The sequence below is a fragment of the Streptomyces yangpuensis genome, from assembly GCF_024666385.1.
Classification (GTDB): Bacteria; Actinomycetota; Actinomycetes; order Streptomycetales; family Streptomycetaceae; genus Streptomyces; species Streptomyces yangpuensis.
Window position 1 is genome coordinate 5,931,258 of record NZ_CP102514.1, and the last position, 13,267, is coordinate 5,944,524.

Below are 13,267 nucleotides of genomic sequence, written 5' to 3' on the forward strand. Positions count from 1 at the left end.
ACCGCCCCCGGGGGCGACGTGGGTGGTGGGGTGTGCCAGGCTCATCGGCATGCGGTACATCATCATCGGCGCGGGCGCCGTGGGCGCCACCATCGGCGGACGGCTCGCGGAGGCGGGCGGCGAGGTCGTCCTCGTCGCACGCGGCGCACACGCGGAGGCCCTCCGGGCCGGGGGACTGCGGCTCACGACCGCCGACGGGAGCCGGGTGCACCGGCTCGACGTGGTCACCGGACCGGACGAACTGGGCGAACTCCGCCCGGACGACGTGCTGTTGCTGGCCGTGAAGACCCAGGACGCCATCGCCGCGCTCGACACCTGGGGCGACGCGGAGGTCGCCGGCGGCGGTACGGCCGCGCAGCGGCTCCCGGTGTTCTGCGCGCAAAACGGCGTGGAGAGCGAGCGGCTGGCGCTACGGCGCTTCGCACGCGTGTACGGGGTGTGCGTCTGGCTGCCCGCCACCTTCCTGGAACCCGGCGTGGTCTCGGCGCTGTGCACCCCCCTGACCGGCATCCTGCACCTGGGCCGGGCCGCGGGCGGCACGGACGCCCTCGCCCGGACCGTCGCGGCGGACCTGACCAAGGCCGGCTTCGAGGCCCCGCTGGTCGAGGACGTCATGCGGTGGAAGTACGCGAAGCTGCTGGGCAACCTGAGCAACGCGATCCAGGCGACCACCGGCCCGGAGCCCGACCCCGCGAAGGCGGCACTGCTGCTGCGGGCCGTCCGCGAGGCGAAGGCCGCCTTCGGGGCGGCCGGCATCGCATACGCCTCGGACGCGGAGCAGTCGCAGGCCCGAGACGGGAAGGTCGAGCAGCCGCCGGGCGTCCGGGGCGGATCCTCCTGGCAGAGCCTGGCCCGCGGCACGGGCTCGGTGGAGGCGGACTACCTCAACGGGGAGATCTCGCTGCTGGGCCGGCTGCACGGGGTGCCCACCCCGGTCAATGACGTCCTGCGGCACGCGGCGAACATCTTCGCCCGCGAGGGTCTGCCGCCGGGCGCCATGTCCATCGCGGACCTGACGGCCCTGGCCGACGAGGCCGCCGCCCGGGCGTAGCCGGCGCGGCGGTTCTCAGGCCGTCACGCCGTGAGAGCCGGGAGCCGGGCGGGTGCCGCCGCGGCCGCGTCGTAGCGACGCAGCAGGAGAAGGGCCAGTTCCGGGGCGGCGCCCAGGACGTCGGCCACCACGTCGGCGCCCGCCGCCCCGGCGCCGGCCACGATCCGGTCCGGGAGCCGGCCGGGGGCGATGACGTACGGGGCCACCGCCACCCGGGCGAAGCCCTCGGCGCGCAGGGCCCGTACGGCGTCCTCCGTACGGGGCAGAGCGGCGGAGGCGAACGCAGGCCGCACGGCGCACCAACCGGTGTGCCGCCACTCCCGCGCGATTTCAGCGATCACTGCGATCGCCTCCGGGTCCGTGGATCCGGCGGACGCGAGCACCACCGCGGTGGTGGCGCGGTCCGCCGGGGTGATGCCGGCTTCGGACAGCCGGCGCTCGAGCGCCTCGACGAGCAGCGGGGACGGGCCGAGCACGTCAGCCACCGAGACCGCCAGGCCCGGCAGCCGGGTCAGCGCCTCCGACAGGGCCGCCGGGATGTCGGCCTTCGCGTGGAAGGCGCGGGTCAGCAGCAGCGGCAGGGCCACCACGTCGCGCACGCCGTCGGCGTGCAGCGCCCCCAGCACCTGCTCGACCCGCGGGGCGTTGAAGTCCAGGAAGGCCGTCTCCACCCGCAGTCCGGGCCGCAGCGCCCGCACACGCCGGGTCAGGGCGTGCACGGTCGCGGCGTGCCGCGGATCGCGGCTGCCGTGGGCGATGACCAGCAGTACGGGCGACATGCCGGTCAGCTCTTCACCAGCAGGCCGCGGCTGCGCAGGACGTGGCGTTCGAGGGGGCTGAAGATGAGGAGGTCGATGGCGATGCCGACGACGAGGATGAGGATGATGGCGAGGAAGACGCCGGGGAGGTCGATGTTGTTGCGGCCGTTTTCGAGGAGTTGGCCGAGGCCGAGGCCGAGGTCGGGGGAGGAGGCGATGATCTCGGCGGCCATGAGGGAGCGCCAGGAGAAGGCCCAGCCCTGTTTGAGGCCGGCGATGTAGCCGGGGAGGGCGGCGGGCATGACGATGTGCCGGGCGCCGTGCAGGCCGGTGGCGCCGAGGGTGCGGCCGGCGCGGAGGAAGAGGGGCGGGATCTGGTCGATGCCGGAGACGAGGCCGTTGGCGATGGAGGGGACGGCGCCGAGCAGGATGACGGTGAACATCATGGCGTCGTTGAGGCCGAACCAGAGCACGGCCGGGGGCACCCAGGCGACGGAGGGCAGGGACTGCAGGCCCTGGAGGATGGGGCCGATCGCGGCGCGGACGAACTTGACGCGGGCGACGAGGAGGCCGAGGGGGGTGCCGATGGCGAGGGCGAGGAGGAAGCCGAGGAGGCCGCGGGAGACGGAGGTCCAGATGACCTCCAGCAGGGTTCCCTTCAGCCACATGTCGGACAGGCTGTGCCAGACGGCGGAGAGGGCGGGGAGTTTCGTCTCGTCGGTGACCTTCAGGGAGACCAGGACCTGCCAGACCAGCAGGACCAGAGCGACGGCGAGGAACGGCGGCAGGGCCTTCTTGACCAGGACCTCACGGAGCGGGGTGCGGTGCGTGGGGACGGCGTCGAGGGCGTCGAGGCCGGCTTCCAGGCCGGCGAGGTCATCGGCCTTCGGCTTGGTTTCAGTGCTGGCCATGGCGGCGGATCTCCCCACGCAGGTGTTCAGTGATCTCGAGGGACAGTTCGGCGACGTCGGCGTCCTCGATGCGGCGTGGCTGCGGGATGTCCACGGTCCATTGCCTGGCGACCCGGCCGGGTCGGGAGGAGAGCAGGACCACGCGCTGGGCGAGGCGGACGGCTTCGCGGACGTTGTGGGTGACGAAGAGGACCGACAGGCCGGTCTCTTCCCAGATGCGGGTGAGTTCGCCGTGCAGGACGTCGCGGGTGATGGCGTCGAGGGCGGCGAAGGGTTCGTCCATCAGGAGCAGGCGGCTGTCCTGGGCGAGGGCGCGGGCGAGGGCGACGCGCTGGCGCATGCCGCCGGAGAGTTCGTGGACGCGCTTGCCGTGGGCGCCGGTGAGGCGGACGAGTTCGAGGAGGCGTTCGGCTTCGGGCCTGCGGTCGGCTTTGGCGACGCCGCGCAGCCGGAGGGCGAGTTCGATGTTCTTGCCGGCGGTCAGCCAGGGGAAGAGGGCGTGTTCCTGGAACATCAGCGCGGGGCGCCCGCCGGGGGTGTCGATGGATCCGGCGGTGGGTCGGTCGAGGCCGGCGACCAGGTTGAGCAGGGTGGACTTTCCGCAGCCGGAGGCGCCCAGGAGGGTGACGAACTCGCCGGGAGCGACATCGAGGCTGATGTCGTCCAGGACGAGCTGCGTTCCGGCCGGGCCGGAGAAGGACTTCGAGACGTGCTCGATCCGGGCGGCGTGCGCGGTGGTGTCGAGGGTGTCTTGGGCAGCCTTGGCGAGTGTGGTGGCCATGGTCGTCACCTCCTGGGGTTTGCTGGATGCGGGGGTTACTTGGTGCCGAGGCCGGCGTCGGAGACCTCGGGCTTGCCGGCGGCCTTGAGGACCTTGTTCAGGAGTGTCAGGTCGTAGATGCCGGCCAGTTCGGGCTGTTCGATGAGCTTGGCCTGGACGGCGTCGTCGGCCTGGGCCTTGAGGGTGGAGGCGAGCGGGTCGTCGGTGACCAGGATGCTCTGCCAGGCGGGGTCGATGACCTTCGCGTCCAGGGGCTTGCCGCCTTCGGCGGCGAGCTTGGCGTTGGCGGAGGCCTTGGCCTTGTCGGGGTTGGCGTTGATCCACTCGTTGGTCTTCACCGTGCCCTTGAGGACGGCCTCGACGACGTCCGGGTGTTCCTTGAGGAACTTCTGCGACACGATGATGTTCGTGATCACGAACTTCTTGTCGGGCCACAGGGTGGTCTCGTCGAGGAGGACCGAACCGCCGTCGGTGACGAGCTTGGAGGCGGTGGGCTCCGGGACCCAGGCACCGTCGATGGAGCCCTGCTTGAAGGCGTCGGGGGTGACCTTGTTGTCGGTGCGGACGACGGAGACGTCACCCTTGCCGGACTCCGGGTCGACCGTCCAGCCCTTCTCCGCGATCCAGTTCAGGAACGCGACGTCCTGGGTGTTGCCCTTCTGCGGGGTGGCGATCTTCTTGCCCTTGAGGTCGTCGAGGGTCTTGATCCTGTCGGGGTTCACCACGAGCTTGACGCCGCCGGAGGCGGAGCCGGAGATGATCCGCAGGTTGGAGCCCTTGGACTTCACATAACCGTTGATCGACGGCGAGGGGCCGATGAAACCGATGTCGAGGGACCCGCCGTTGAGGGCCTCGATCTCGGACGGGCCGGCGTTGAAGGACTGCGGCTTGATCCTGGTGCCGCCGAGTTCCTGCTGGATCAGGCCTTCCTGCAGACCCACCAGGGCGGTGGCGTGCGTCAGGTTCGGGAAGTACCCGATCCGCACCTCGGACGCCGACAGCTTCCTGCCGCCCGCGGCCGAGGCGTTCGCCTTCTCACCGGCTGCGTCCTGCGCCTGGGAACCGTAGCCGCAGGACGCGAGCGCGCCGATCAGCAGCGGCAGGGCAGCGGCGGCGGCCAGGCCACGGCGCAGGGACGTGCGGAGGGTAACGGTGTCAGGCACGGGAGGACTTCCTCTCACCGCGCCGTCGTACTACGGCGCGGGTCTTCTTCGGTGGAGGGACGGGAACGGCTCGGGGCGGGCGGTCATCGCGCACATCGCGACACCCCTCCCTGACCGCTGCCGAGGGCGCCGCTGCCCACGCGGCCGCCCTCCTTCGCGAAGGTCGCGTACAGATCGGCGAACATGGTCTAGAAGTCCCACCCGTCGTCGTCCGCCTCGGCCGCGGCACCGGCGGGCTCGGCCTTGGAAGCGAAGGACTCGCCCGCCATGCCCGCCGCCAGGGTGGTCCCGTCGGCCGGGTCGATCAGCAGGAAGGACCCGGTGCGGCGGGAGTCGGCGTACGCGTCGAGCGCGAGCGGCTCGGCGGTACGGACGACCACGAGACCGATGTCGTTGGCCACCAGCTGCCCGGGCTCCGGGCGCTGGGACAGGTCGTCCAGGGTCAGCCGCGACGGGATCTCCTTGACGATCGCCTTGACCGTGCGGGTCGTGTGCTTGATCAGCACCCGGGCGCCCACGGACAGGGGCTGGTCCGCCACATGGCAGACCGTCGCCACGACGTCCTGCGTGGTGGCCGGGGCGGTCGCGGACGGCGCGATCAGGTCGCCGCGCGAGATGTCGATGTCGTCCTTCAGACGCACCGTCACCGACTGCGGCGCCCAGGCGATGTCCACCGACTCGCCCAGCGCGTCGATGCCCTCGATGACCGAGGTACGGCCCGACGGCAGGACCGTGACGGCCTCGCCGACGCGCAGCACGCCGGAGGCGATCTGGCCCGCGTAGCCGCGGTAGTCGGGGTGCTCCGCCGACTGCGGGCGGATCACGTACTGCACCGGGAAACGCGCCGGGCAGGCCGTGAGGTCGTGGCTGACCGGGACGGTCTCCAGGTGCTCCAGCACCGTCGGGCCGCCGTACCAGTCCATGTTCGCCGACGGCTCCACGACGTTGTCGCCGGCCAGGGCGGAGATCGGGATCGCGGTGATCTCCGGGACGCCCAGGTCCGAGGCGTACGCCGTGAACTCCTCGGCGATGGCCGCGAAGACCGACTCCTGGTAGCCGACGAGGTCCATCTTGTTCACGGCGAGGACCACGTGCGGGACCCGCAGCAGGGCCGCGACGGCCGCGTGCCGGCGGGTCTGCTCGATCACGCCGTTGCGGGCGTCGACCAGGACCACGGCCAGGTCGGCGGTGGAGGCACCGGTCACCATGTTCCGGGTGTACTGCACGTGCCCGGGGGTGTCCGCGAGGATGAACCGGCGGCGCGCGGTGGCGAAGTAGCGGTACGCGACGTCGATGGTGATGCCCTGCTCCCGCTCGGCCCGCAGGCCGTCGGTGAGCAGCGCCAGGTCGGGGGCCTCCTGGCCGCGCTGGGCGGATACGGCCTCGACGGCCTCCATCTGGTCGGTCAGGACCGACTTGGAGTCGTGCAGCAGCCGGCCCACCAGGGTGGACTTGCCGTCGTCGACGGAACCGGCGGTCGCGAAGCGCAGCAGGGTGGTCGCTGCGAGGTCGTCGAGCCCGGCGACCTGATCGGTGGTGCTGGTCATGTCTAGAAGTACCCTTCGCGCTTGCGGTCTTCCATCGCGGCCTCGGACATCTTGTCGTCGGCGCGGGTCGCGCCCCGCTCGGTGAGGCGGGAGACGGCGATCTCGGCGATCACGGCGTCGAGCGTGACGGCGTCGGAGTCGACGGCGCCGGTGCAGGACATGTCACCGACGGTGCGGTAGCGGACGAGCCGCGTCTCGGGCGTCTCGCCCTCCTTGGCGCCACCCCACTCGCCGGCCGTCAGCCACATGCCGTTGCGCTTGAAGACCTCGCGCTCGTGGGCGAAGTAGATCTCCGGCAGCTCGATGCCCTCGCGGGCGATGTACTGCCACACGTCCAGCTCGGTCCAGTTCGACAGCGGGAAGACGCGCACGTGCTCGCCGGGGGCGTGCCGGCCGTTGTACAGCTGCCACAGCTCGGGCCGCTGGCGGCGCGGGTCCCACTGGGAGAACTCGTCGCGCAGGGAGAACACCCGCTCCTTGGCGCGGGCCTTCTCCTCGTCGCGGCGGCCACCGCCGAAGACGGCGTCGAACTTCAGGCTCTGGATCGCCTCGGTCAGCGGGACGGTCTGCAGCGGGTTGCGGGTGCCGTCCGGGCGCTCGCGCAGCTTGCCCGCGTCGATGTAGTCCTGGACGGACGCCACATGCAGGCGCAGCCCGTGCTTCGCGACCGTGCGGTCGCGGTACTCCAGCACCTCGGGGAAGTTGTGGCCCGTGTCGACGTGCAGCAGCGAGAACGGCACCGGCGCCGGCGCGAACGCCTTGAGCGCCAGGTGCAGCATGACGATGGAGTCCTTGCCGCCGGAGAACAGGATCACCGGCTTCTCGAACTCGCCCGCCACCTCACGGAAGATGTGCACGGCCTCGGACTCGAGGGCGTCGAGGTGCGACAGCGCGTAGGGCGCGTCGGTCTCCTCGTGGACGTGTGCGACGGTCGTCGTCATGCCAGACCCCTCTCGGTGAGCAGCGCGTGCAGGGCCGAGGCCGACTCCTGCACGGTCTGCGTGTGCGACTCGATACGGAGGTCCGGGGACTCCGGTGCCTCGTACGGGTCGTCGACCCCGGTCAGACCGGAGATCTCGCCCGCCGCCTGCTTGGCGTACAGACCCTTCACATCACGCTCGGAGCACACCTCCACCGGGGTGGCCACGTGCACTTCGAGGTAGTCGGTCGCCGCGGCGGCGTGCCGCCCTCGCACGGCCTCGCGGCTGTCCGCGAAGGGCGCGATCACCGGCACCAGCGCCTTGACGCCGTTGCTCGCGAGGAGTTCGGCGACGAAGCCGATCCGCTGCACGTTGGTGTGCCGGTCCTCGCGGCTGAAGCCCAGGCCGGCGGAGAGGAACTCGCGGATCTCGTCCCCGTCGAGCACCTCCACGCGGTGGCCCTCGGCGCGCAGGCGCTCGGCCAGCGCGTAGGCGATGGTGGTCTTGCCCGCGCTCGGCAGCCCGGTCAGCCACACGGTGGCGCCCTGGTCGCTCACGCTCATCTGCTCTGTCTCCGTAAGTTCTTCGCTGGTCGTCATCAGCCGTGCAGTCCGCACTCGGTCTTGCCCCGCCCGGCCCAGCGGCCGGACCGCGCGTCCTCGCCCTCCGCCACACGGCGGGTGCAGGGGGCACAGCCGACGGAGGCGTAGCCGTCCATCAGCAGCGGGTTGGTGAGTACGCCGTGCTCGGCGACGTACGCGTCCACGTCGTCCTGCGTCCAGCGGGCGATCGGCGAGATCTTGACCTTCTGCCGCTTCTCGTCCCAGCCGACCACCGGGGTGTTCGCCCGGGTCGGGGACTCGTCGCGGCGCAGTCCCGTCGCCCACGCGTCGTACGCCGTCAGGCCCTCTTCCAGCGGCTTGACCTTGCGCAGCGCGCAGCACAGGTCGGGGTCCCGGTCGTGCAGCCCCGGGCCGTACTCGGCGTCCTGCTCGGCCACGCTCTGACGCGGGGTCAGCGTGATGACGTTGACGTCCATCACCGCGTCGACCGCGTCCCGGGTGCCGATGGTCTCCTCGAAGTGGTAGCCCGTGTCGAGGAAGACCACGTCCACGCCCGGGAACACCTGCGAGGCCAGGTGCGCGACGACCGCGTCCTCCATGGAGGAGGTCACGGCGAACTTCGCACCGAAGGTGTCGGCCGCCCAGCGCAGGATGTCCGGCGCGGAGGCGTCCTCCAGGTCACGGCCGGCCTGTTCGGCCAGCTCCTTGAGCGTCGCGGCCTTCAGAGCGGCATTCTTGAGACTCGCGTCTTGAGTGGTGGTCATATCTCGTCCCCTCCCGCTGGACCCGACTGCACGCCCCGGGCCAGCAGCCCGAGGTACTTCAGCTGGAAGGCCCGGTTGCAGGCCCTGCACTCCCACGCGCCGTGACCCGTCTCGTGGGGGAACAGGTCCTCGTCGCCGCAGTACGGGCAGTAGAACGGGGCGGCTCGCTCGCTCACGAGAGGCTCTTCTCGTCGGCGCGGGCGACCCAGGCCGCGAAGCGCTCGCCGTCCTCGCGCTGCTCCTCGTAGCTCTTGACGACCCGCTCGACGTAGTCGGGCAGACCGGCCGAGGTGACCTTGAGGCCGCGGACCTTGCGGCCGAAGCCGGCCTCCAGGCCGAGGGCGCCGCCCAGGTGGACCTGGTAGCCCTCCACCTGGTTGCCGTCGTCGTCCAGGACCAGCTGCCCCTTGAGACCGATGTCCGCCACCTGGATACGGGCGCAGGCGTTCGGGCAGCCGTTGATGTTGATGGTGATCGGCTCGGCGAAGTCCGGCAGGCGGCGCTCCAGCTCGTCGATGAGCGAGGCGCCGCGCGCCTTGGTCTCGACGATGGCCAGCTTGCAGAACTCGATACCGGTGCAGGCCATCGTGCCGCGACGGAACGGGGACGGCTTGACCCGCAGGTCCAGCGCCTCCAGCGCCTCGACGACCGAGTCGACCCGGTCGGCCTCGATGTCGAGCACGATCATCTTCTGCTCGGCGGTGGTGCGCAGGCGGCCGGAGCCGTGCTGCTCGGCGATGTCCGCGATCTTCACCAGGGTGGCGCCGTCCACGCGGCCCACGCGGGGCGCGAAGCCGACGTAGAACTTGCCGTCCTGCTGCTGGTGGACGCCGACGTGGTCGCGCCACTGGCCGGAGGGCTGCTCGGGCGCGGGGCCGTCGGTCAGCTTCCGCTTCAGGTACTCGTCCTCCAGGACCTGGCGGAACTTGGCCGCGCCCCAGTCGGCGACGAGGAACTTCAGGCGGGCGCGGGTGCGCAGCCGGCGGTAGCCGTAGTCACGGAAGATCGAGATGACGCCCTCGTACACGTCCGGGACCTCGTCGAGCGAGACCCAGGTGCCCAGGCGCACACCGAGCTTGGGGTTGGTGGACAGGCCGCCGCCGACCCAGACGTCGAAGCCGGGACCGTGCTCGGGGTGGTTCACGCCCACGAACGCGATGTCGTTGATCTCGTGCGCCACGTCGAGGAGCGGCGAGCCGGAGATCGCGGACTTGAACTTGCGGGGCAGGTTGGAGAAGTCCTTGTTGCCCACGATGCGGCGGTAGATCTCGTCGATGGCGGGCGTGCCGTCGATGATCTCGTCCTGGGCGATGCCGGCGACGGGCGAACCGAGGATGACGCGGGGCGTGTCACCGCAGGCCTCGGTGGTGGACAGGCCGACGGCCTCCAGCCGGCGCCAGATCTCCGGGACGTCCTCGATCCGGATCCAGTGGTACTGCACGTTCTGCCGGTCGGTGAGGTCGGCGGTACCGCGCGCGAACTCCTCGGAGATCTCACCGATGACGCGCAGCTGCTCGGTGGTCAGCCGGCCGCCGTCGATGCGCACGCGCAGCATGAAGTACTTGTCGTCCAGCTCCTCCGGCTCCAGGATCGCGGTCTTGCCGCCGTCGATCCCGGGCTTGCGCTGGGTGTAGAGGCCCCACCAGCGCATGCGGCCGCGCAGGTCGTTGGGGTCGATGGAGTCGAAGCCCCGGTGGGCGTAGATCGTCTCAATGCGTGTCCGCACATTGAGACCGTCGTCGTCCTTCTTGAACTGCTCGTTGCCGTTGAGGGGCGTGTGGTGTCCGACGGCCCACTGTCCCTCGCCGCGGTGACGGCCGGTCTTGCGGCGCGCGGCGGCTGCGGCGGCGGGCGCGGGCGTTTCGGGGGTGGCGGCCATGGCGGTACGTCCTTCTTGGGCGGCTCAGGGCAGGGGCGGGTGAAGCGGGCGGGGTGGCGTGACCCCTGGACGCTGAGCGGGTGCGGCTGATCGTCCGCGCCGAGCCGGGGTGACCGGCGGACAGGGCGGAATTCGGCCTTCAGGGGACTGCGATGATCGACACTTCCACGGCGACGATGCCGGGATTGCGGCGATGTGCGGCGGTTGCTGGTTCCGTCAGCACGCCGGACAGATGGCGCTGGACATGCGGCCGAGGTCGACGTGCCGCCGACTCACCAAGGCAATTCCAGCTCCATTCATGGCGGAAGCGTGTCATGGGCCGATTGGAGGAGTCCACTACTGTCCAGGATACGGACGAACTGGTCCCGCATGCTGGGACGCAGTGACGGGCGTCACCCTTGCCGTTGCCCTGGCCGGGCGGTGCCGGTGTTCTCCATCTGCGGGCCGGTGGCCGCGCCTCAATCGCCGGCGGGGCTGGGTGGTGCGGCGGTGGTTTCGGGGTGGGCGGTGGTGTGGGGTGGGGCGGTGCCCCTCCGGGGGCTCTCCTCGGCTCGGCGCGTGCGGCCATGGCTCGAACGTACGGCTCTGGTCGCGCCTCGTCCTGCGGGGAGCCCCCGCAGTGTCCCCGCCCCACGGCCCCGCTGCGGAGGAGACGGCCCGACCCCGCCAAGGAGGAGGGTGGGGGCGGCCCCGGCTGCGCCCGAGACGGCCCGACCCCGCCGAGGGAGGGCCCCGACCCGCCTCGTCCGGGGTGGGCGGGAGCTGCCCGGTGGGGGTGTGGGGACGGTGGGGGGTGTCCCCGCAGGACGAGGCGGTACCGCCGCCCGGCGGCCGGGACAGGGCCGCACGCGCCGAGCCGAGGAGACACCCCCCGGCGGCCCCGCACCCCCACCCCCTCTCCCGCTCCGCCCCAGGACACCACCCAGCCCCGCCGGCGTTTGAGGCGCGGCCACCGGCCCGCACCCGGAAACCCCCCGCACCGCCCGGCCAGGGCAGAGGCAGCCACCGAGCCACCCCCGGAATCCCGTACCGCGCGGCTCGCAGCCGAAAGCCGAGCCGAGGCCGGACCGTCCGCAGAGCCCGCGCAGCGGCTACGCTCCGGGCCAGGGGCCCGGCGTCCGGGTTTCCGCCTTCTCCTCCGTCTCCGTCTTGAAGACCTTGAAGCCCCGCCGCTGGTAGTTCGCCATCGCCGTCGGCCCGTCCTGGCTGCAGGTGTGCACCCACACCCGCCGCGTCGGCTCGCGCTCCGGCCAGCGCGACGCCAGGTCCCAGGCCCGTTCGACGCCCACGGACAGCAGGTGCCCGCCGATGCGGCGGCCGCGGAAGTCCGGGAGCAGGCCGAAGTACATGATCTCCACCACGCCGTCGTCCTGCGGGTCGAGCTCCACGTACCCCGCGGGCGTGCCGCGGTCGTACGCCACCCACGTCTCCACCCCCGGCCGGTCGAGCTGCTCCACCCACTGCGCGCGGGTCAGGGACAGCCGGTCCGTCCAGTGGATGTCGCCGCCCACGGAGGCGTAGAGGAAGCGGCTGAACTCGGGGGAGGGGACCTCCGACCGCACGATCGATATCTCCGGGCCCGTGGCGGCCGCCGGGACGAGGTCCGCCGGAGAGGTCATCTCCAGCGACCAGGTGGTGAGTGTGATGGTGCTCATGCAGCTCAGGGAATCATGCCGGGCCCCGTCCGGCCCAGGCGGGCCCGGACCACGGCCGGGGCCGTGGAGTGCGGCAGCAGCGCGGCCGGGTCCTCGGGGCGGATCAGCTCCACCTCCACGTCCTCGGCGAAGCGGTACGGCCGGTGGGCCAGGACGCCCGCCAGGTGCCGTCGGACGCGCGACAGCTCCGCCCGGACCGTCACGGTGCGGGTCGGGTCACCGAAGACCTCCGCGGCCAGCTCGGCCGCCGACCGTCCCCGCGGGCTCTCCGCCAGCAGGAACAGCAGCTCCGCATGGCGCGGGCTCAGCTCCTGCGACCAGCTCCCGGACGACCCGTACACCGTCGCCGACCACGCGCCCGCCCGGCTGAGGTCCAGTACGACCCGGGTCGCCGCCGGGCCCGTACGCTCCTGCGCGATCCGCAGCAGCCAGCCGCCGGGCAGTGGCTCCGCCACGCAGTCGCCGAGCTGTGGCACCCACACCCGGCCCGGCGCGAAGTCCTTCGGCAGGGGGACCCGCTCCGCCGGGGCCAGCCCCGTCACCGCGGCCGTCCACCCGTGCGGGTCCACGGCCACCGCCCGCCCCGGCAGCCGGGCCAGCAGCGGCGCCGCCACCGCCCGCAGCCGCTCCAGCGACTCCAGGTGCCGGATCCGCAGCTCCCGCTCCGCGAGCCGCGCCACCGAACTCACCCAGGCCAGCGTCGCCGGGTGCATGGTGGCCAGGGGCCCGCTGACGTCGACCACGCCCAGCAGCCGCCCGTCCCGCGGGTCGCGCACGGGCGCCCCCGCGCAGGTCCACTCGTGGTGGCTGGAGACGAAGTGCTCCGCCGAGAACACCTGCACCGGCCGCCGTGCCACCAGGGCGGTCCCCACCCCGTTCGTGCCGACCACGGCCTCGTTCCAGTCCGCCCCGACCGCGAAGCCGAGCCGGTCGGCCTTGCGCAGGATCGAGCTGTGCCCCTCCCGCCACAGCAGCCGCCCGTCCGCGTCCGCGACGACCATGATGTGCAGCGCCCCGTCCAGGGCGGGCAGCAGTCCCTCCCGCAGCACGGGAAGCACCTCCCGCAGCGGGGAGACGTGGCGCCGCTCCTCCGTCTCGGCCGCCGACAGCATCCGCGAGCGCGCGTCCCGGTCCGGGTGCACGCCGCCGGCCAGCATCCGGCGCCAGGACTCCGCGATCTCGGGCCGGGGTGCGGCCGGCGGGCGGTCGCCCGCCAGCGCGGCCGCGCGCACCCCCTTGAGCAGACGCGTGGCCTCCCGAGGGTGCATGGCCGAG

The 13,267-nt window shown here is 72.2% G+C and carries 14 protein-coding genes; 1 reads left to right on the forward strand and 13 read right to left on the reverse strand.

Going from position 1 to position 13,267, the window contains the following annotated elements; all coding sequences use genetic code 11:
- Positions 1–49 precede the first annotated feature (49 nt).
- Complete coding sequence (locus NRK68_RS27010; protein ID WP_183068537.1) at positions 50–1,051, forward strand: ketopantoate reductase family protein; 1,002 nt, start codon at positions 50–52, stop codon at positions 1,049–1,051.
- 23 nt (positions 1,052–1,074) lie between these two features.
- Here NRK68_RS27010 and NRK68_RS27015 read toward each other — a convergent pair whose 3' ends face one another.
- The 13 genes from NRK68_RS27015 to NRK68_RS27075 all read right to left on the reverse strand — a co-directional run bounded on the left by NRK68_RS27015 (position 1,075) and on the right by NRK68_RS27075 (position 13,260).
- Complete coding sequence (locus tag NRK68_RS27015; protein ID WP_183068538.1) at positions 1,075–1,830, reverse strand: sirohydrochlorin chelatase; 756 nt, start codon at positions 1,828–1,830, stop codon at positions 1,075–1,077.
- Between the two features lie 5 nt (positions 1,831–1,835).
- The gene (locus NRK68_RS27020; RefSeq protein ID WP_257857008.1) at positions 1,836–2,720 is read right to left on the reverse strand and encodes an ABC transporter permease; all 885 of its coding nucleotides are present in this window, start codon (positions 2,718–2,720) and stop codon (positions 1,836–1,838) included.
- The gene (locus tag NRK68_RS27025) at positions 2,707–3,501 is read right to left on the reverse strand and encodes an ABC transporter ATP-binding protein (protein WP_257854358.1); all 795 of its coding nucleotides are present in this window, start codon (positions 3,499–3,501) and stop codon (positions 2,707–2,709) included. Before NRK68_RS27025 ends, NRK68_RS27020 begins: the two co-directional genes overlap by 14 nt.
- Positions 3,502–3,536: 35 nt before the next feature.
- Positions 3,537–4,664, reverse strand: a complete 1,128-nt coding sequence (locus NRK68_RS27030) for an ABC transporter substrate-binding protein (RefSeq protein ID WP_257857010.1) — start codon at positions 4,662–4,664, stop codon at positions 3,537–3,539.
- A 188-nt stretch (positions 4,665–4,852) separates the two neighbouring features.
- A complete protein-coding gene (locus NRK68_RS27035; RefSeq protein WP_257857012.1) occupies positions 4,853–6,211 on the reverse strand; it encodes a sulfate adenylyltransferase subunit 1 in 1,359 nt (452 codons plus the stop codon).
- Positions 6,212–6,213: 2 nt separating this feature from the next.
- Positions 6,214–7,152, reverse strand: a complete 939-nt coding sequence (cysD, locus tag NRK68_RS27040) for a sulfate adenylyltransferase subunit CysD (RefSeq protein ID WP_183069294.1) — start codon at positions 7,150–7,152, stop codon at positions 6,214–6,216.
- On the reverse strand, positions 7,149–7,694 hold the full coding sequence (gene cysC / locus NRK68_RS27045; protein ID WP_183069293.1) for an adenylyl-sulfate kinase: 546 nt from the start codon (positions 7,692–7,694) through the stop codon (positions 7,149–7,151). The genes cysD and cysC overlap by 4 nt, the downstream gene beginning before the upstream one ends.
- Positions 7,695–7,729: 35 nt before the next feature.
- A complete protein-coding gene (locus tag NRK68_RS27050; RefSeq protein WP_183069292.1) occupies positions 7,730–8,458 on the reverse strand; it encodes a phosphoadenylyl-sulfate reductase in 729 nt (242 codons plus the stop codon).
- Positions 8,455–8,634 carry a hypothetical protein gene (locus NRK68_RS27055; RefSeq protein ID WP_030856055.1) on the reverse strand — a complete coding sequence of 60 codons (180 nt, stop codon included), beginning with the start codon at positions 8,632–8,634 and terminating at the stop codon, positions 8,455–8,457. The genes NRK68_RS27050 and NRK68_RS27055 overlap by 4 nt, the downstream gene beginning before the upstream one ends.
- A complete protein-coding gene (locus NRK68_RS27060; RefSeq protein ID WP_183069291.1) occupies positions 8,631–10,337 on the reverse strand; it encodes a nitrite/sulfite reductase in 1,707 nt (568 codons plus the stop codon). Before NRK68_RS27060 ends, NRK68_RS27055 begins: the two co-directional genes overlap by 4 nt.
- A 139-nt stretch (positions 10,338–10,476) precedes the next feature.
- Entirely contained in the window at positions 10,477–10,653 is a 177-nt protein-coding gene (locus tag NRK68_RS37055) for a hypothetical protein (RefSeq protein ID WP_157840138.1), read from the reverse strand.
- A gap of 775 nt (positions 10,654–11,428) precedes the next feature.
- Positions 11,429–11,992 (reverse strand): GNAT family N-acetyltransferase, encoded by a 564-nt coding sequence (locus tag NRK68_RS27070; protein WP_183069290.1) that lies wholly within the window; start codon positions 11,990–11,992, stop codon positions 11,429–11,431.
- A 5-nt stretch (positions 11,993–11,997) separates the two neighbouring features.
- Complete coding sequence (locus tag NRK68_RS27075; protein ID WP_183069307.1) at positions 11,998–13,260, reverse strand: GAF domain-containing protein; 1,263 nt, start codon at positions 13,258–13,260, stop codon at positions 11,998–12,000.
- Positions 13,261–13,267 lie beyond the last annotated feature (7 nt).